The sequence below is a fragment of the Streptomyces lydicus genome, from assembly GCF_000717345.1.
GTDB lineage: Bacteria > Actinomycetota > Actinomycetes > Streptomycetales > Streptomycetaceae > Streptomyces > Streptomyces lydicus.
The window spans coordinates 66478-84459 of record NZ_JNZA01000024.1 but is presented as its reverse complement, the minus strand read 5'-3'; the positions used below and the strand labels follow the sequence as shown (position 1 = coordinate 84459).

The 17982-nt window shown below is 75.5% G+C and carries 17 protein-coding genes; 6 read left to right on the top strand and 11 right to left on the bottom strand.

Annotated features, from left to right (window positions below; all coding sequences use genetic code 11):
• Nucleotides 1-173: 173 nt before the first annotated feature.
• The gene (locus OO62_RS22860; protein WP_033269441.1) at nt 174-905 is read right to left on the bottom strand and encodes a VIT1/CCC1 transporter family protein; all 732 of its coding nucleotides are present in this window, start codon (nt 903-905) and stop codon (nt 174-176) included.
• 277 nt (nt 906-1182) lie between these two features.
• On the opposite strand from OO62_RS22860, the gene OO62_RS22855 reads away from it, so the two are divergent.
• From OO62_RS22855 to OO62_RS22830, 6 genes are read left to right on the top strand one after another with little or no spacing between them, the layout of a single operon-like run.
• Complete coding sequence (locus OO62_RS22855; protein ID WP_033269411.1) at nt 1183-2349, top strand: ADP-ribosylglycohydrolase family protein; 1167 nt, start codon at nt 1183-1185, stop codon at nt 2347-2349.
• Complete coding sequence (locus OO62_RS22850; protein ID WP_033269440.1) at nt 2346-3647, top strand: ADP-ribosylglycohydrolase family protein; 1302 nt, start codon at nt 2346-2348, stop codon at nt 3645-3647. Before OO62_RS22855 ends, OO62_RS22850 begins: the two co-directional genes overlap by 4 nt.
• Nucleotides 3644-5005, top strand: coding sequence for an ADP-ribosylglycohydrolase family protein (locus OO62_RS22845; protein ID WP_033269410.1), 1362 nt, complete (start codon nt 3644-3646; stop codon nt 5003-5005). The genes OO62_RS22850 and OO62_RS22845 overlap by 4 nt, the downstream gene beginning before the upstream one ends.
• The gene (locus OO62_RS22840) at nt 5002-6471 is read left to right on the top strand and encodes an ADP-ribosylglycohydrolase family protein (protein ID WP_051733528.1); all 1470 of its coding nucleotides are present in this window, start codon (nt 5002-5004) and stop codon (nt 6469-6471) included. Before OO62_RS22845 ends, OO62_RS22840 begins: the two co-directional genes overlap by 4 nt.
• Nucleotides 6468-7742, top strand: a complete 1275-nt coding sequence (locus OO62_RS22835) for a CaiB/BaiF CoA transferase family protein (protein WP_033269409.1) — start codon at nt 6468-6470, stop codon at nt 7740-7742. Before OO62_RS22840 ends, OO62_RS22835 begins: the two co-directional genes overlap by 4 nt.
• A complete protein-coding gene (locus OO62_RS22830) occupies nt 7739-8818 on the top strand; it encodes an HpcH/HpaI aldolase/citrate lyase family protein (protein WP_033269408.1) in 1080 nt (359 codons plus the stop codon). The genes OO62_RS22835 and OO62_RS22830 overlap by 4 nt, the downstream gene beginning before the upstream one ends.
• An 82-nt stretch (nt 8819-8900) precedes the next feature.
• Here OO62_RS22830 and lgt read toward each other — a convergent pair whose 3' ends face one another.
• From lgt to OO62_RS22780, 10 genes are all read right to left on the bottom strand, one after another.
• On the bottom strand, nt 8901-9965 hold the full coding sequence (gene lgt / locus OO62_RS22825; protein WP_033269407.1) for a prolipoprotein diacylglyceryl transferase: 1065 nt from the start codon (nt 9963-9965) through the stop codon (nt 8901-8903).
• 96 nt (nt 9966-10061) lie between these two features.
• On the bottom strand, nt 10062-11096 hold the full coding sequence (locus tag OO62_RS22820; RefSeq protein ID WP_033269406.1) for a DsbA family protein: 1035 nt from the start codon (nt 11094-11096) through the stop codon (nt 10062-10064).
• Between the two features lie 109 nt (nt 11097-11205).
• Complete coding sequence (gene trpA / locus OO62_RS22815; RefSeq protein WP_033269405.1) at nt 11206-12024, bottom strand: tryptophan synthase subunit alpha; 819 nt, start codon at nt 12022-12024, stop codon at nt 11206-11208.
• Nucleotides 12024-13316 carry a tryptophan synthase subunit beta gene (trpB, locus tag OO62_RS22810; protein ID WP_033269404.1) on the bottom strand — a complete coding sequence of 431 codons (1293 nt, stop codon included), beginning with the start codon at nt 13314-13316 and terminating at the stop codon, nt 12024-12026. The genes trpA and trpB overlap by 1 nt, the downstream gene beginning before the upstream one ends.
• 109 nt (nt 13317-13425) lie before the next feature.
• Nucleotides 13426-13662, bottom strand: coding sequence for a tryptophan biosynthesis modulator TrpM (trpM, locus tag OO62_RS40830; protein WP_033269403.1), 237 nt, complete (start codon nt 13660-13662; stop codon nt 13426-13428).
• 22 nt (nt 13663-13684) lie between these two features.
• Nucleotides 13685-14494, bottom strand: coding sequence for an indole-3-glycerol phosphate synthase TrpC (gene trpC, locus OO62_RS22800; protein ID WP_033269402.1), 810 nt, complete (start codon nt 14492-14494; stop codon nt 13685-13687).
• A gap of 172 nt (nt 14495-14666) precedes the next feature.
• Entirely contained in the window at nt 14667-15113 is a 447-nt protein-coding gene (locus OO62_RS22795) for a DUF2752 domain-containing protein (protein WP_033269401.1), read from the bottom strand.
• A gap of 206 nt (nt 15114-15319) precedes the next feature.
• The gene (locus tag OO62_RS22790; protein WP_033269400.1) at nt 15320-15562 is read right to left on the bottom strand and encodes an HGxxPAAW family protein; all 243 of its coding nucleotides are present in this window, start codon (nt 15560-15562) and stop codon (nt 15320-15322) included.
• Between the two features lie 85 nt (nt 15563-15647).
• Nucleotides 15648-16367, bottom strand: coding sequence for a TIGR02234 family membrane protein (locus OO62_RS22785; RefSeq protein WP_033269399.1), 720 nt, complete (start codon nt 16365-16367; stop codon nt 15648-15650).
• 67 nt (nt 16368-16434) lie between these two features.
• Complete coding sequence (locus tag OO62_RS22780; RefSeq protein WP_033269398.1) at nt 16435-17979, bottom strand: anthranilate synthase component I; 1545 nt, start codon at nt 17977-17979, stop codon at nt 16435-16437.
• Between the last annotated feature and the right edge of the window lie 3 nt (nt 17980-17982).

The following is a 17982-nucleotide window of genomic DNA, read 5'->3' as shown; positions in this document are numbered from 1 at the left end:
AACATGCGGACACCGCAGGCGCGGTGGTCAAGGACGCGGACGGAATCAGGGCCGTCTCACAAGGCGGCGTCCGGCGAGCGACATTGCCCGCGACGCCTCGGGCTTATGCCCGGTCGTCAACGAACCGAAACCGCTGGGTAACGCGGTCATTATGCAGTCACCCGTATGACTCGTCACCCCACGACGGTGCCGAAGAGCGCTCCCAGGGCGTATGTCACACCCGCGGCGGCGCCGCCCAGGGCGAGTTGGCGCAGTCCGCTGAACCACCAGGAGCGTGCCGTCACCCGCGCCACGACCGCGCCACAGGCGAAGAGCCCGACCAGCGCGAGCAGCACCGCGGGCCAGATCGCGGACGCACCCAACAGGTAAGGAAGAACAGGCAAAAGCGCGCCGAGAGCAAATGATCCGAAGGAGGAAATGGCGGCCACGGCGGGCGACGGAAGGTCCGAGGGGTCAATACCCAATTCCTCGCGGGCGTGAATCTCCAGGGCCTGTTCGGGGTCCCGGGAAAGCTGCTCGGCGACCTGGCGCGCGAGAGCCGGCTCGACGCCGCGGGACTCGTAGAGCGCGGCCAGCTCCTCCAGCTCGTCCGCGGGGTGCTTGCGCAGCTCGGCGCGCTCGACGTCCAGCTCGGCCTGCACCAGCTCGCGCTGCGAGGCGACCGAGGTGTACTCGCCCGCGGCCATCGAGAAGGCGCCGGCGGCGAGGCCGGCCAGACCGGTGATGATGATGGTCTGCTGCGACAGGGCGCCGCCCGCGACGCCCGTCATCAGGGCGAGGTTCGAGACCAGCCCGTCCATCGCGCCGAAGACGGCGGGGCGCAGCCAGCCACCGTTCACATCGCGGTGGGTGTGGTTGTCGCGGTGCGCCACATGCGTCGGTGCCGCGGCGTCCATGATCTCCATGACGGACATATCGGGACCTACTCCCTTCAGCGAGGTGTGGGCCGATGGCGGCACTTCCCCCTGGAACACCTCGAAGTTAGGCGCCCAGCACCCTCCGCCGCTAGCAAGGAAGGCCGAACTTACTGCGCTGACCTGCGGTTTTCTCCGAAGTTCGGCGTTGAGATCCCCGTCACAGAGGGTGTCGGGGCCCTCCGGCGGTGTCTTCCGGTGGAGTCGACCGGGTGACGCGGCCGCGCGGGAGAGGAGAGCCGGGCCGCCGCGTGGCACGGATAGCAGCATGAGCGCAGCGCACCCCGAGCCCCCGCAGCCGGGCTCTCCCGGCGCCGCCGGCGACGTCCGCGACCGGGCCCGCGGCGCGCTGCTGGGACTCGCCGTCGGGGACGCGCTCGGCGCGCCCGCGGAGAACATGAAGCCCTCGCAGATCCGGCAGCGGTGGGGCCGCATCGAGGGCTACGTCGAGGACGATCCGGCCGGTACCGACGACACCGAGTACGCCATCTTCTCGGGGCTGCTGCTGGCCGCGCACGGGTCGGCACTGACCGTCGCGCACGTCGAGGCGGCCTGGCACCGGTGGATCGCCGACCGCGACGAGGGGCCGTTCCGCGGCGCGGGCTTCAGCGAGCGCGGCACCCTGGAGAACCTGCGCCGCGGGCTGGCCGCCCCGATCTCCGCCCAGCACCGGCACGCCTGGAGCGACGGGCTGGCGATGCGCGCCGCGCCGTTCGGGGTGTTCGCCGCCGGACGCCCCACCGAGGCGGCCCGGCTGGTCGCCATCGACGGCACGGTCAGCCATGACGGCGAGGGGATCTACGGCGGCCGGGCGGTGGCCGCGGGGGTCGCCGCCGCGATGGTCGCCCTCCCCCAGGGACCTTCGGCCGGCCCCCGCCCAGGGGGGACCTCCATCACCGACACGGTGATCGCCGCCGCCCTGTCGGTCGTACCGGAGGACTCCTGGACCGCCCGCTCGCTGCGCCGCGCGATCAGCGCCGCCCAGCGCTGCCGGCACGATCCGGGCATCACCCGGCTGGGCACCGAGCGCGCCGTGCGGTCCGCCGTCGTGGTCGGCGGCTACCCGTGGACCGACCTGGCGCCGGAGGCCGTCGGACTGGCCTTCGGGGCGTTCGCGGCGGCCCACGGCGACTTCGCCGGGTCGGTGCTGACGGCGGTCAACATGGGCCGCGACGCCGACACCACGGCGGCGGTGGCCGGCGCACTGGCCGGGGCGCTGTGCGGCGCCGCCGCCCTCCCGGAGACCTGGACCGCCGCCATCGGCCCGGCGCGCGGCAGCTGTCTGCCGTCGATGGCCGGCTACCACGTCCTGGACATCGCCGACCTGCTGGCGCCGGGCGGCACGGCCGCCGCACCGGGCCCCGCGGCCGGGCCGTGGGCCGCGTACGGGACGGACGCCGGGACCGGCGCCCCGGCCGGGGTGAGGGCCGGATGAGCGGCCGGCCCGGCCCGTGGCAGGCTCCCGGCCCGGCCCCGGCACGCCCCGTCGAGGCGGCCGGCGCCCGGTGCCGCATCGAGGGGCTGCTGCTGGGGCTGGCCGCCGGGGACGCCGCGGGCTGGCCCGCGGCGCGGCACCGGGCCGCGCGGATGCCGGAATGGACCCGCCGGCTCACCCGCGAGCTGGACACCTTCGCCGAGCAGAACGCCACCACCACGCTGCCGGTGCCGATCGCGCTCAACCAGCCGCCGGAGCCGCTGCGCCTCGGCCCGTCCGACGACGCCGAGTGGGCGGCCTTCACCGCGGAGTCGGTGCTCACCGCCGCCGACGCGCTGCTCAGCGATCTGGGGCGGGACCGCCGGATGCGGGCCGCGCTCGACCTTGCCTGGAACGCGCTGGCCAACGAGGTCGCCGCGGCCGCCGACCGGGCGCCCGAGGTGGAGTCCGCGGTGCTGCCGCTGCGCGCCCGGATCTCCGTACGGGCCGGGCTCGGCAACCTCGCCGCCGGGCTGCGGCCGCCCGCCACCGGCCACGACAACCCGCACTTCTTCGACGACGCGGCCTGCGTGCGGGCCGCCGTCCTCGCCGTGGTGCACCCGGGCGAGCCGGCCGCCGCCGCCGACCTGGCGGAGTACGACGCGCGCTACACCCAGGACGGCGACGGGGTGCACGGCGCCCGGGCGATGGCCGCGGCGGTCGCCGCCGCGCTGGGCGGCCGGCCGGCCGCCGACTGCGTGGACGCCGCCCTCGGCCAGCTGCCCGAGGGAACCGAGATCCGCCGCAACGCGCTGCACGCGGTGCGGCTGGCCGAGGCCGTCGCCGCCGACCGCCCCGGCCGGTGCGGGCACCACGGGCACGGCCACGGCTTCGCGCTGGTGCCCGTGCTGGAGCACGAGATCGTCGACCACGTCTACAGCTACGGCATCGCCGCCGCCGAGACCGTGCCCGTGGCGCTGGCCCTCGCCCTGGCCACCGACGGGCAGGTCACCGAGGCGGTACCGGCCGCCGCCTGCCTCTCCCGGGTCGCCGACTCCGCGCCCGCCCTCGCCGGGGCGCTGACCGGCGCGCTCGGCGGCAGCACCGCCCTTCCGCGCACCTGGCGCAACGCCTGCCGGGTGCTCTCCGGCTGTGCGCTGCCGCGGCTGGCCGGCACGGACCTCGTCGAGCTGGCCGGGCTGCTCGCCCGCACCGAGCTGACCGCTCCGCAGACCCCGCCGGACACCGTCGCCGAGGCCCGCCCGGGCCCGTACCACTCCCCCACCGTGCCCTCCGTGGAAGGACTCATCCGGACATGACGTACACCAGCGAGCGGACACCCGGCGTGCCGGGCGTCCCCGACCCCCAGGCCACCCAGGTCCTGCCGGTCACCACCCTGAAACCGACCGTCACCCCCGTCACCAGCGGCCCGCCCGGTACGCCCGTCACGCCGTCGGGTACGCCCCGCACGCCCGATGCGGTCAGGCCCGCCCCGCCCGGTACGCCCGTCACGCCGTCCCTGGAGGACCGGGCGGTCGGCGCGCTGGTCGGCGCGGCCGTCGGCGACGCGCTCGGCGGGCCCGTCGAGGGCCGCACACCGGAGGAGATCGTCAAGCGCCACGGCGGCCCGGTCGAGGGCATCGTCGGCCCGTTCCACGACGACTGGCGCACCGCCCGGCCGCTCGCCCCGTACCACAAGGGCGACGGGCACGTCACCGACGACACCCTCATGACCCATGCGCTGGTCCGGGTCTACGAGTCGGTGCGCGACCACCTCGACGCCTACGACATCGCCGACCACCTCGTGCCGGACCTCATCGGCACCCCGCGCTGGATCCCGGAGCTGGAGGCCGAGGCGCTGCCGCTGCAACGGATCTTCCTCGCCGAGAAGTGGATCGTGGCGCGGCTGCACTACGGCCACGCCGACCCGCGCGAGGCCGGCGTCGGAAACATCGTCAACTGCGGTGCGGCGATGTACATGGCGCCGGTCGGCGTGGTCAACGCCGGCAATCCCGACCGGGCCTACGCCGAGGCGCTGGACATCGCCGGCGCCCACCAGTCCTCGTACGGGCGGGAGGCCGCCGGGGTGTTCGCCGCGGCGGTGGCCGCCGCCTTCGTGCCCGAGGCCACCCCGTCCTCGGTCGTCGTGCAGGCGCTGCGGCTGGCCAAGGACGGCACCCGCGCCGCGATCGAGGCGGTCTGCGAGGCCGCGGCCGCGGTCGACGACCCCGCTTCGGCGGGCGTGGCGCTGCGGGCGGCGGTCGCCCCGTTCGACACCGTCGGACCGGACTACCGCAACCCGTCACTCGGCGCCCGCCGCCCCTCCCGGCTGCACTCCGTCGAGGAACTCCCCATCGCCCTGGGCATGTTGCTGGTCGGCCGCGGCGACTACCGGACCACCGTCCTCGGCTCGGTCAACTACGGCCGGGACTGCGACTCGATCGCCACGATGAGCGGTGCGCTGGCCGGCGCGCTGCGCGGCGCCTCGGCGGTGCCGGACGAGTGGAGCCGCGAGGTCGCCCGCGCCAGCCGGCTCGACCTGCAGGCCCCCGGCGCCGCACTGGCCACCGTCGCCCGGGAGATCTTCACCCGCGACCGGGCCCGGGCCCGCACCCACGAGCAGGCGTTCACCGCCATCTCGGCGATCCCCGCGATGACGGAGGCGGGCGCACGGTGACGACCACGGCTGCGGGCACCGCCCGGACGGCGCCCGCCGCGACCGGTCCGCCGCTCCGGGTGACCTGGGTGCAGCCCGAGGACCTGCTCGGGCACGAGCTGCGGCAGGCCGCGGAGGACGGCCGGGACGCCGCCGGGATCGCGCGCCGCTGGCAGGCGGCGGGCGGGCCCCCGGCACCGGACCGGTCGGGCGCCTCCCCCGGGCCCGCCGGCCCGTCGCTGCGCCGGCTCGCGACGACGCTCCTCGATGAACTCGCCCTGCTGCCGAGCCCGTTGACGGTCGACGAACCGACCGACCTGACGGGCATTCAGCGGGCCTGCGCGCCCGGGCCGTTGCCTCGGCGCGCCGGGGCGCGGCCGGACCAGGACCGTACGGCGGCCCGGCTGGAGGCCGCCTGGCTGGGGCGGGCGGCCGGCTGCCTGCTGGGCAAGCCGGTGGAGAAACTGCCGCTCGACGGGATCCGCACGCTCGCCCGCTCGACCGGGAACTGGCCGCTGACCTCGTACTTCACCGGGGCCGGGCTCGACCCCGAGGTGGCCGCCCGATACCCCTGGAACCGTCGCAGCGCCGCCACCTCGCTCGCCGAGAACATCGACGGGATGCCCGAGGACGACGACCTCACCTACCCGCTGCTGGGCCTGCTGCTCCTCGAACGCCACGGGCCCGGCTTCACCACCGCGGACGTCGCGCGGCTGTGGCTGGACGAGCTGCCGGCCGGACGCACCTTCACCGCCGAACGCGTCGCGTACCGCAACCTCCTGGACGGCATCGAGCCGCCGCACACCGCACGGCACCGCAACCCGTTCCGTGAGTGGATCGGCGCGCAGATCCGGGCGGACGTGCACGGCTGGACCCGGCCCGGCGACCCGGCGGGCGCCGCCGCGCAGGCGTGGCGGGACGCCGTGCTCAGCCACACCGGGAACGGGGTGTACGCGGCGATGTTCACGGCCGCCGCGCTCGCCGAGGCGGCCGGCGGCCGGGCCGATGTGCACGGCGCGCTGCGGGCCGGGCTCGCCGTGATCCCCCCGCGGTCCCGGCTCGCCCGGGCTGTCCGCCTGGGTATCACGGCCGCGCGGGAGGAGCCGACCGGTACGGCGGAGGGCTTCGCGGCCGTCGCCGACCGGCTGCACACCGTCCACGGCCACCACCACTGGGTGCACGCGGTGCCGAACGCCGCGCTGCTGGCCGCCGCGCTCACCCACGCCGACGGCGACTTCGCCGGCTCCATCTGCCGTGCGGTGTCCGGCGGTTGGGACACCGACTCCAACGGCGCGACGGCCGGTTCGCTGGCCGGGCTGCTCGCCGGTTCGCCCGCCGCGCTGCCCGAATCCTGGACCGCGCCGCTGCGCGGCCGGCTCACCGGCAGCGTCGGCGGGCAGGCCGTACACGCCTTCGGCACCCTCGCCCGGCGCACCGCCGCACTCGTCGTCCGTACCCCCGACCGACCGGAGGCCCCGGCACCATGACCGACCCGTCCCTGTCCGGGAAGCCCTCGTCCGGGAAGTCCCGGTCCGCCGACGGCGAGCCGGCCGCCGCCGGACCGGACCACCCCCGGGGCCCGCTCGCCGGGCTGCGGGTGCTGGACCTCGCCACGCTCTTCGCCGGGCCGCTCGCCGCCACCCTGCTCGGGGACTTCGGCGCCGAGGTGATCAAGGTCGAGCACCCGCGGCGGCCCGACCCCTCGCGCGGCCACGGACCCGCCAAGGACGGCATCGGGCTGTGGTGGAAGCTGCTGGGCCGCAACAAGAAGGCCCTCACGCTCGACCTGTCCCACCCGGGCGGCCGGGACGTCCTGCTGCGGCTCGCGGCCGACGCGGACGTCATCGTCGAGAACTTCCGGCCCGGCACGCTGGAGAAATGGGGCCTGGGCTGGGCGGAGCTGTCCGCCGTCAACCCGCGGCTGGTGCTGGCCCGGGTCACCGGCTTCGGCCAGTTCGGGCCGTACGCCCGGCGCCCCGGCTTCGGCACGCTCGCCGAGGCGATGAGCGGATTCGCCGCCATCACCGGCGAGCCGGACGGCCCGCCGACCCTGCCGCCGTTCGGTCTCGCCGACGCGATCACCGCGCTGACCACGGCATACGCGGTGATGGCCGCGCTGCGGGCCCGGGACACCGGCGGCCGCGGCCAGGTCATCGACCTGGCGCTGATCGAGCCGATGCTGACCGTGCTGGGCCCGCAGCCGCTCTGGTACGACCAGCTCGGCCACGTCCAGCCGCGCACCGGCAACCGCTCCGCCAACGTCGCGCCCCGCAACACCTACCGCACCGCCGACGGGTCCTGGGTAGTGGTCTCCACCTCCGCCGAGTCCGTCGCCGAACGGGTGATGCGGCTGGTCGGCCGCCCCGAGGTGATCGACGAGCCCTGGTTCGGGACCGGTGCGGGCCGCGCCCGGCACGCCGACGAGCTGGACGCGGCGGTCGGCGACTGGATCGCCCGGCGCGACCGGGCCGAGGTGCTGGCGGCCTTCGAGAAGGCCGAGGCGGCCGTCGCGCCCGTCTACGACATCCGCGATGTGCTGGCGGACCCGCAGTACCGGGCGCTGGGGTCGATCACCGAGGTGCCCGACGAGGAGCTGGGCACCCTGCGGATGCAGAACGTCCTCTTCCGGCTCTCCGAGACGCCGGGCGCCATCCGGTGGGCCGGCCGCCCGCACGGCGCGGACACCGACGAGGTGCTGGCCGGGCTCGGGCTGGGCGAGGCGGAGATCGCCGCGCTGCGCGGGGCGGGCGCGCTGTGAGGCCGGCCCCACCGCCCCGGGAGCCCTCCGCCCCTACGCCGCTGACCTGGCTCTACGTTCCGGGCGACCGCCCCGAGGTGGTGGCCAAGGCACTGCACTGCGGGGCGGACGTGGTGGTCGTCGACCTGGAGGACGCGGTCGCCCCGGACCGCAAGGACCGCGCGCTGCGGGCCACCGCCGAGCTGCTGAGCGATCCGGCGCCGGGGACCGCACCGGTACACGTCCGGGTCAACGCGCTGGACGGTCCGCTCGCCGAGACCGAGATCCGCACCCTGGCCGCCCTGCCGGGCCTGGCCGGGCTGCGGCTGCCCAAGGTGCAGGGACCGGCCGACATCCACCGGGCGGCCGCCTGGGCGACCACCGCCGCCCAGCCGGCCGCCGGCCCCGCCCTGACCGGCCGGCTCGCCACCGGGCGGCGGGCCCGCACCCCCGCGGCCGCGGTCGCACCACTCACCACCGGCACCGCCCACCCCGCCCGCGCCGCACGTACCGCGCGCACCGCCCGCACCGCCCGGACGGCCGCCCCGGGGAGCGCCACCGCCACCCTCACCCCCGCCGCCCCGGCCCCCGCGGCGCTGCCCGCCACCCCGGCGCTCTACGCCCTGCTGGAATCCGCGCTGGGCATCGAGCACGCCTTCGCGATCGCCACCGCGCACCCGGCGCTGCGCGGGATCGCCCTGGGCGAGGCCGACCTGGCCACCGAGCTGGGCGTACGGGACGAGGCGGGGCTGGCCTGGCCGCGCAGCCGGACGGTGGTCGCGGCCCGGGCGGCTGGGCTGGCCCCGCCGCCGCAGTCGGTCTACCCGGACGTGGCGGACCTGGAAGGGCTGGCCCGGTCCTGCGCCCGGGGACGGGCGCTGGGGTTCCTGGGCCGGGCCGCCATCCATCCGCGTCAGCTCCCGGTGATCGAGGCGGCCCATCTGCCCTCGCCGGAGGAGGTCGAGGCGGCGGCGGAGATCGTCCGGGCCGCCGGCGCGGAGGGCGGCGCCCAGGCGCTGCCGGACGGGCGGTTCGTGGACGCGGCGGTGGTCGCGGGCGCGCGACGGGTGCTGTCGCTGGCCGAGCGGCGGAACTGAACGGCCGGCGAGCGGAAACGGCGGAGCGCCGGGCGGACTCGCTGTCGAGTCCACCCGGCGCTCGTGGCGGCCGTGGGCCGTCTCAGGACTTCTTGGTGCTGCCGCTTCCGGCGGGCTTGGCGTCGGCGTCCGCAGACGAGGCCGCCGCGTCCACCGCCTCGGGCCCGTCCTCCGCCTCGGCCTCCGCCGCGGACTTCGCGGCGGGCGCCTTGCCGGCCGGGGCCTCGGCACCGTCACCGCCGTCGGCACCGTCGGCCTCCGTGGCGGCGTCGCTGTCGCTCGCGGCGCTCTCCGCGGCGGCGGCCTCGGCCGCCGCACGCTCCTCCAGCGCGCCCGGCTCGACGACCTCTTCCCGCCCGGGCGCCCGCTTCGCGGAGACCACGAGGTAGACGACGGCCAGCACGAAGACGATCAGCGCGGTCCACACGTTCAGCCGCAGGCCGAGGATGTGGTGCGCCTCGTCGACCCGCATGTACTCGATCCAGGCGCGGCCCGCGCAGTAGGCGGCGACGTACAGCGCGAACGCCCGTCCGTGGCCGAGCCGGAAGCGCTTGTCGGCCCAGATCACCAGCGCCGCGACGCCGATGCACCACAGGCACTCGTAGAGGAAGGTCGGGTGGTAGGTGCCGCCGATGCGGCCGATGGCCGGGTCGGAGCTGATCTTCAGCGCCCACGGGACATCGGTCGGCTTGCCGTACAGCTCCTGGTTGAACCAGTTGCCCCAGCGGCCGATCGCCTGGCCGAGCGCCAGGCCCGGTGCCAGCGCGTCGGCGTAGGCCGGCATCGGGATGCCGCGGCGGCGGCAGCCGATCCAGGCGCCCACCGCGCCGAGCGCGACCGCGCCCCAGATGCCGAGGCCGCCCTCCCACACCTTGAAGGCGTCGAGCGGGTGGCCGTTCTTGCCGAAATACGGTTCGTACGTCGTGATGACGTGATAGAGACGGCCGCCGACCAGACCGAAGGGCACGGCCCATACGGCGATGTCCGCGACCGTGCCGGAGCGGCCACCGCGCTGGATCCAGCGCTTGTTGCCGAGCCAGACGCCGACGAAGACGCCGATGATGATGCAGAACGCGTAGCCGCGCAGCGGGATCGGGCCGAGATGTACGACGCCGACCGACGGGCTGGGAATGAATGCGAGGTCCATGGCAGGAACGACGCTACCGCGCCGGGCGGGGTCGGCGACAACCCGCCCGGCAACGGCTGCGTAACGACCCCGTCCGCACGCGGTGACGCAGCGTGGCTAGGACGCCGGCGAGGCGCCGGTCCGCACGGAGGCACCGGTCCCGGGCACCGCGCCGCCGTGGTGACCCGCGCCCGGGTGCGCGGAGGACGCGCCGTGGTGACCGGGCCCGGCCTGCGGTGACGCGCCGCCGTGGTGGCCCGCCCCGTTCTGCGGGGAGGCAGCGCCGTGGTGGGCCGCGCCGGGCTTCGGCGAGGCGCTCGCGCCGCCGCCCGGTGAGGCGCTCGCCCCGGGGGAAGCGCTCTTGCCGGGCTGCTTGCCCTTGGCGGCGTCCAGGACCATCTTCTTCAGGTCCGCCGGCGTCATCCGGCCGCCCTTCACCTTGGCGAGGTCCTGGCCGTTGAGCAGGACCGTCGGGGTGCCGCGGTAGCCGGACTTGGCGAACGCGTCACCGGACTTGCGGACGAAGGCGTTGTAGGTGCCGTCCTTGACGCACTTGGTGAAGGCGGGGGTCACCAGGCCCTTGACCTTGCCGGCCAGCTGGAGGACGTACTGGGGGTCGGCGAACTTGTCCTGCGGCTCGGGCGGCTGATTGGCGTAGAGGACGTCGTGGAAATCGCGGAACCGGCCGGCGTCCTGGGCGCACAGGGCGGCGTTCGCGGCGGTGAGCGATCCCTTGCCGCCGGAGTTGCCGTCGATGATCGTCACGAGGTGGTACTCGCTCTTGAGCTTGCCGGAGTCCTCCAGTTCGTGGATCACCGGGCGGAAGCCGGTCTCGAACTGCTGGCAGGCGGGACAGCGGAAGTCCTCCCACACCGTGAGGGTGGACGGGGCGCCGGGCGCGCCCACCGTGATGAACGGCTTGGTGCCGCCGGCGGCCTGCCTCGGGCGGGCCGTTTCGTTGTCGGAACTGCTCTGGCCGCCGCCGGCGGAGGTGGCCCAGACGGCGATGCCGCCGGCGACCGCCAGCACCGCGACCACCGACCCGGCGACGACCGCCTGGCGGCGGCGCCGGGAGCGCGCCTTTTCCTTCTCGCGCTGCTCCTGAAGCCGCTCGCGGGCGGTTTTCTTACCCTCATGATTCTTCTGGCTCACGCCCCTGCACAACGAAGCGGAGGGGTGCCGTCGCACCCCTCCGCACCGATGTTCGCCCTATCGAGCGACAGGGTCCGGGCCGCCGTGGACGCCGGCCCGGCCCGTAACCCTATGAACGGCTGCGTACGCCCTCGGCCAGCTCACCCGCGAGGGTGCGCACCTCGGCGAGGCCGGCCGTCAGGTCGTCGCCGGCGACCAGCAGCCGCTTGACGAACGCCGAGCCGACGATCACGCCGTCCGCGAAGGCGGCCACCTCGGCGGCCTGGGCGGGGGTGGAGACGCCGAGGCCGACGCAGACCGGCAGCTCGGTGGTGGCGCGCGTACGTGCCACCAGCTCCTGGGCCTCGCGGCCGACCGACTCGCGGGTGCCGGTGACGCCCATCAGGGAAGCGGCGTAGACGAAGCCGCTGCCGGCCGCGGTGATCTTGGCGAGCCGCTCGTCCCGGCTGCTGGGCGCGACCACGAAGACGGTGGCCAGCCCGTGCTGCTCGGCGGCCTTGCGCCACACCTCGGACTCCTCGACCGGGAGGTCGGGCAGGATGCAGCCGGCGCCGCCCGCCTCGGCCAGGTCGGCGGCGAACCGCTCGACGCCGTACGCGTCGACGGGGTTCCAGTACGTCATGCACAGCACCGGCGCGCCGGTGGCGGCGTGCACCTCGCGGACCGTGCGGATCACGTCGACGATCTTCAGGCCGCCGCGCAGCGCGATGTCGTCGGCGGTCTGGATGACCGGCCCGTCCAGGACCGGGTCGCTGTGCGGCAGCCCGACCTCGACGATGTCGCAGCCGCCGTCCAGCATCTCGGTCATCGCCCGGATGCCGCCGTCGACGGTCGGGAAGCCGGCCGGGAGGTACCCGACGAGTGCGGCGCGGTTCTCCGCGCGGGCCTGGGCCAGCACGGAGTTCAGCAGTTCGATGTTGCCCGCCATCACTTCTCCCCCTCACCGGTCGGCTGGACCGCGCCGTTGACGTCGGCGCCTCTCCCTTGCGCGGCGTCGTCGTCGTACAGCCCGAAGTAGCGGGCGGCGGTGTCCATGTCCTTGTCGCCGCGCCCGGAGAGGTTGATCAGCAGCAGGCCGTCGGGGCCCAGCTCGCGACCGACCTCCAGGGCTCCGGCCAGCGCGTGGGCGCTCTCGATCGCCGGGATGATGCCCTCGGTCTGCGACAGCAGCCGCAGCGCCTGCATCGCCGCGTCGTCGGTGACCGCGCGGTACTCGGCGCGGCCGACGTCCTTGAGGTAGGCGTGCTCGGGTCCGATGCCGGGGTAGTCCAGGCCGGCCGAGATCGAGTACGGCTCGGTGATCTGGCCGTCCTCGTCCTGGAGGACGTAACTGCGGGAGCCGTGCAGGATGCCGGGGGTGCCCTCGGTGAGGGTGGCGGCGTGTTCGCCGGTCTCGACGCCGTGGCCGCCGGGCTCGCAGCCGATCAGGCGGACGCCGGTGTCGGGGAGGAAGGCGTGGAACAGGCCGATGGCGTTGGAGCCGCCGCCGACGCAGGCGAGTGCGGCGTCCGGCAGCCGCCCGGCGCGCTCCAGGAGCTGGCGGCGGGCCTCGACGCCGATGACGCGGTGGAAGTCGCGGACCAGGGCCGGGAAGGGGTGGGGGCCGGCGACCGTGCCGAAGAGGTAGTGGGTGCGGTCGACGTTGGCGACCCAGTCGCGGAACGCCTCGTTGATGGCGTCCTTGAGGGTGCGGCTGCCGGACTTCACGGCGATGACCTCGGCGCCGAGCATCCGCATCCGGGCGACGTTGAGGGCCTGCCGCTGGGTGTCGATCTCGCCCATGTAGATGGTGCATTCGAGGCCGAAGAGGGCGCAGGCGGTGGCGGTGGCGACGCCGTGCTGGCCGGCGCCGGTCTCGGCGATGACCCGGGTCTTGCCCATCCGCTTGGTGAGCAGCGCCTGGCCCAGCACGTTGTTGATCTTGTGCGAGCCGGTGTGGTTGAGGTCCTCGCGCTTGAGGAACACCCGGGCCCCGCCCGCGTGTTCGGCGAACCGCGGCACCTCGGTGAGCGCGCTGGGGCGCCCGGTGTAGTTGACCAGCAGGTCGTCGAGTTCGACCGCGAAGGCGGGGTCCGCCTTGGCCTTCTCGTACTCGGCGGCGACCTCGTCGACCGCCGCGACCAGCGCCTCGGGGATGAACTTGCCGCCGAAGGCACCGAAGTAGCCCTCGGGGGTGGGGACCCGGCCCTCGGGGTCGGGAAGGAAGAAATCGGAGGACATCTGACGCACTCCTCGATCGGGGCGAATCGCCCCGTCGGTTCGGATTCCGGACATCACGCTACGGGGATGACTGCCGCGCACGCGGGTGCCGGGGACGTCCGGTCCCCGGTCAGCGTGCGGCAGCCGGGCGCCATCGGCGCCCGTTGATCTGTCCCGGCTCCGAGCCGATGTGATAGCGGACCCGCCGCCCGCGGACCCGCCGCGCGGGCGCCCGGCAGCCACGCGGCCGGCAGCCGCGGCCGAGTGCCGCGTGCCGTCCGTCGCCGGCGGCCGCGGCGAGCACGCCGGCCGGCCCGGGGCGGTGGCCCGGGGCGGGTCGGCGGAGGCGGGAGGCGCTGGCGGTCATGGCGGGGTGCTGGGCCTCGTCCTCAGGACCGGCCGTGGCGGATCGCCGGGTGGGAGCCCGCGGCGACCAGGTCGGCGACCGCGGTCCTGGGGTCCTTGCCGGTGACCAGCGACTCGCCGACCAGCACCGCGTCCGCGCCGTCGTTGGCGTACGCGATCAGGTCGTGCGGTCCGCGGACACCGGACTCGGCGATCTTGACGATGTGGTCGGGGATCTCGGGGGCGATCCGGGCGAAGTTGCCGCGGTCGACCTCCAGCGTCTTGAGGTTGCGGGCGTTCACGCCGATGATCTTCGCGCCGGCGTCCACCGCCCGGGCGACCTCTTCCTCGTCGTGCACCTCGACCAGCGGCGTCAGCCCGATCGACTCGGCCCGCTCGATCAGCGAGACCAGGGCCTCCTGCTCCAGCGCGGAGACGATCAGCAGCGCGAGGTCGGCGCCGTAGGCGCGGGCCTCCCACAGCTGGTAGGCGGTGACGATGAAGTCCTTGCGCAGCAGGGGGATGTCGACCCGGGCCCGGACGGCCTCCAGGTCGGCCAGCGAGCCGCCGAACTTGCGCTGCTCGGTGAGGACGGAGATGACCGCGGCGCCGCCCGCTTCGTAGTCGGCGGCCAGGCCGGCGGGGTCGGCGATCGCGGCGAGCGCGCCCTTGGAGGGGCTGGAGCGCTTCACCTCGCAGATCACCGTGACGCTCTCGCCCTTGAGTGCCGCGACACCGTCCATCGCGGGGCGTGCCTTCTGGGCCCGCTCCTTGAGCTCGTCGAGGGTGACGCGCGCCTGCCGCTCAGCGAGGTCGGCGCGGACCCCGTCGATGATCTCGTCGAGCACACTCACGCGAGCGGCCTCCTTCTGGAGCGGTGGAGGGGGACAGTGCCCCGGGGGACGAGCTGTCCCGTCCGGCTCTCTGATGGTATCCGCCATGAGGTGCAGGTCTCGCATCCGGTGGACCGCGGTCCCACGACCTGGACACTTGCCGGCGGGCGCGGGCGGCGGACCCGGGTGCCGGTCACGGTGCCAGGCCGCTGCCGAAGGGGAGGTTGCGGACGACCGTGAAGGCCAGCAGCAGCGCGGCCAGCGCCCACCAGTGGACGGCTCGTGGCCGGGGGCCCGCCGTGGGGCGGCCGCGGGCGGCCCGGCCCAGCCAGAGCACCCAGAAGACCGCGCAGGCGGCGTACCCGGCCACCGCGAGCGCATTGGCGCCCAGTGCGGCGGTGAGGTCACCGTGCGCGACGGCGTGCGCGCTGCGCAGGCCCCCGCAGGCCGGGCAGTAGAGCCCGGTCAGGTGCAGCAGGGGGCAGACGGGGTAGTGGCCGGGCCGGTTCGGGTCGACGGCGCCGACGTAGGCGAACGCGGCGGCGGTCGCGGCGAGGGCGCCCAGGGGTGGTGCGAGACGGCGCGCCGGGCCGCCCCTGGGCCGGGTGTCCGGCCGGGCCTGCGCCACGGGATCGCTCACGTGGCGAGTGTGCCGCCGTCCGGCCGCGGGCGCCTGCCGGGACGGGCGTACGGGGGTACGCGCGAAGGCGCGGCTTCTCGGCCTCCGTACGGGGTGTGCACGGACGGCGGGTACGGCACCCGGGGGTGCGTACGGGCCGGGAAGCGGCGCCTTCGGGGTCAGTCAGGGGGGCGGCAGCCGGTGTGCGGTGCCGCGGGAGCGGGGGCTCAGCCTTCCTGGGGCTGCGCCTGGGCCGCGAGCTTCGCCGCCGAGCGCTTGGGCTCCTGGCCCAGGCCGGCCGCGCGCATCAGGCCACCCGCCACGGCGCCGAGGCCGATCAGCACGATGCCGGCCCAGAAGCCGGGCACGCTGTCCAGCACGATGAAGGCGCCGGCCACACAGAAGCCGATGAACGAGATGATGACGCCGGTCCAGGCGGCGGGGGTGTGTCCGTGGCCACTGCTCGACATGTGTGCTCCTCGTTGCTCTCGCGCGTCGGGTCGGGCGCGCGGTGATCCTCGGCGTCCATTGTCACCGATGCCGCGCGCGGCTCTTTTACCGGGTGGGGTCCTCGCCGCGGTCCAGGGACTTCCAGATCTCCTCGGGGCGGTCCAGATCGGGCGCCGGCGGGGTGCGCCGCGGGCCGCGGGCGCCGCCGGGCGTGCGCTCGTATCGGCCCGACATAGCAGGCCAGTGGCGTCCGCGGACCAGTGCCAGCAGCCCGGCGATCAGCAGCAGCAGGCCGCCGGCGGCGGCCACCCACGGCCAGCCGGTGTGCGTGACGTGATGCACATCGGCGCCGGCCAGTCCGACCGCGGTGGCGGCCTTCTCGCGCAGTGCGGAGGTGTCGGCGTTCCCCAGCAGCGCGGCGGCCACGATCCCGGTGCCGCTGAGCGCGAGGAGGGCGGCGACGGCGGTCCGGCCGGCCCGGCGCACCGCGAAGACGGCGACCAGCGCGGCCAGGCCGACCACGGCCAGGGCGCCGGGTACACCGGTCACGTCGGCGCCGGTCACGCTGCGCGGCAGTTCGCCCTGGGCGAGCTGGGCGGAGCCGCGGGCCCAGATGCGGCCGGAGGCCAGCAGCGCGAGGCCCGCGCCGGCCGCGCCGGCCAGCAGGGCCAGGGCGAGGCTGCGGCGCGCGCCGCGGTCCGCGCCGCGCGCGGGCCCGGCCGGCGCGTCCTCGGCGGCGTCGCCGCCCGGGGGCGCGGCGCCGTCCGGGAGCTCGGTCTCGTCCGAGGGCTCGGGGTCGGTACGGGTCTGGGGTGCGGCACTCACGCGTACCACTATCGCGCACCGGCCCGCGGGGCCCGGCGCGCGGGGGTGGCACCCCGGGGGCGGGCGGTTACCTGCCCAGGTGGTTGGCAGTGTGGACGGCACGGAGGACCGCGGCCGCCTTGTTGCGGCACTCGGTGTCCTCGGCCACCGGGTCGGAGTCGGCGACGATGCCGGCGCCGGCCTGGACGTAGGCGGTGCCGTCGCGCAGCAGGGCGGTGCGGATGGCGATGGCGGTGTCGGAGTCGCCGGCGAAGTCGAGGTAGCCCACGCAGCCGCCGTACAGGCCGCGCCGGGTCGGCTCCAGTTCCTCGATGATCTGCAGGGCGCGGGGCTTGGGGGCGCCGGAGAGGGTGCCGGCGGGGAAGCAGGCGGTGAGCACGTCGAAGGCGGTGCGGTCCGCCGCCACCCGGCCGGTGACGGTGGAGACGATGTGCATCACGTGGCTGTAGCGCTCGACGGACATGAAGTCGACGACCTCGACGCTGCCCGGCTCGCAGACCCGGCCCAGGTCGTTGCGGCCCAGGTCGACCAGCATCAGGTGCTCGGCGCGTTCCTTGGGGTCGGCCATCAGCTCGTCGGCGAGGGCCTGGTCCTCCTGGACCGTCGCGCCTCGCGGGCGGGTACCGGCGATGGGGTGCACCATGGCCCGGCCGTCCTCGACCTTCACCAGCGCCTCGGGGCTGGAGCCCACCACGTCGAACGGGGCCCGGCCGGCGGCCTCGTCGCCCGCGAAGCGGAAGAGGTACATGTACGGGCTGGGGTTGGTGGCCCGCAGCACGCGGTAGACGTCCAACGCGCTTGCCGTGCACGGGGTTTCGAAGCGCTGGGAGGGCACCACCTGGAACGCCTCGCCGGCCCGGATGCGCTCCTTGATGTCCTCGACGGCCTCCCGGAAGGCGGCGTCGCCCCACTCGGCGGTGTACGGGGGGACCTCGGACGGCGGGAGGGCGGCGGCGCTGGGCGGCGCGGGCCGGGAGAGGTCGTCGGCCATGGCGTCGAGGCGGGCCACCGCGTCCGCGTACGCCTCGTCGATGCCGGTGTCGAGGTCGTTGTGGTTGATCGCGTTGGCGATCAGCAGGACCGTGCCGCTCCAGTGGTCGAGGACCGCGAGGTCGGAGGTGAGCAGCATGGTCAGCTCGGGCAGCCGGAGGTCGTCGGTGGTCTGCTCGCCGATCTTCTCCAGGCGGCGCACGATGTCGTAGCCGAGGTAGCCGACCATGCCGCCGGTGAACGGCGGCAGCCCCGCCCCCTCGATGAGGTCGCGGGGGGTGTGCAGCGCCTCGACGGTGGCGCGGAGCGCGGCGAGCGGGTCGCCGTCGGTGGGCACGCCGACCGGCGGGGTGCCGAGCCAGTGGGCCTGGCCGTCGCGGGTGGTGAGGGTGGCGGCGCTGCGGACGCCGATGAAGGAGTACCGCGACCACGTCCGGCCGTTCTCGGCGGATTCGAGAAGGAAGGTGCCGGGGCGCTCGGCGGCGAGTTTGCGGTAGAGCCCGACCGGTGTGTCGCCGTCCGCGAGCAGGCGCCGGGTGACGGGGATGACCCGCCGGTCCTTGGCGAGGGTGCGGAAGGTGTCGAGGTCCGGAGTGGCGGTGCCGGTGGTTCCCGTGGTCATGGC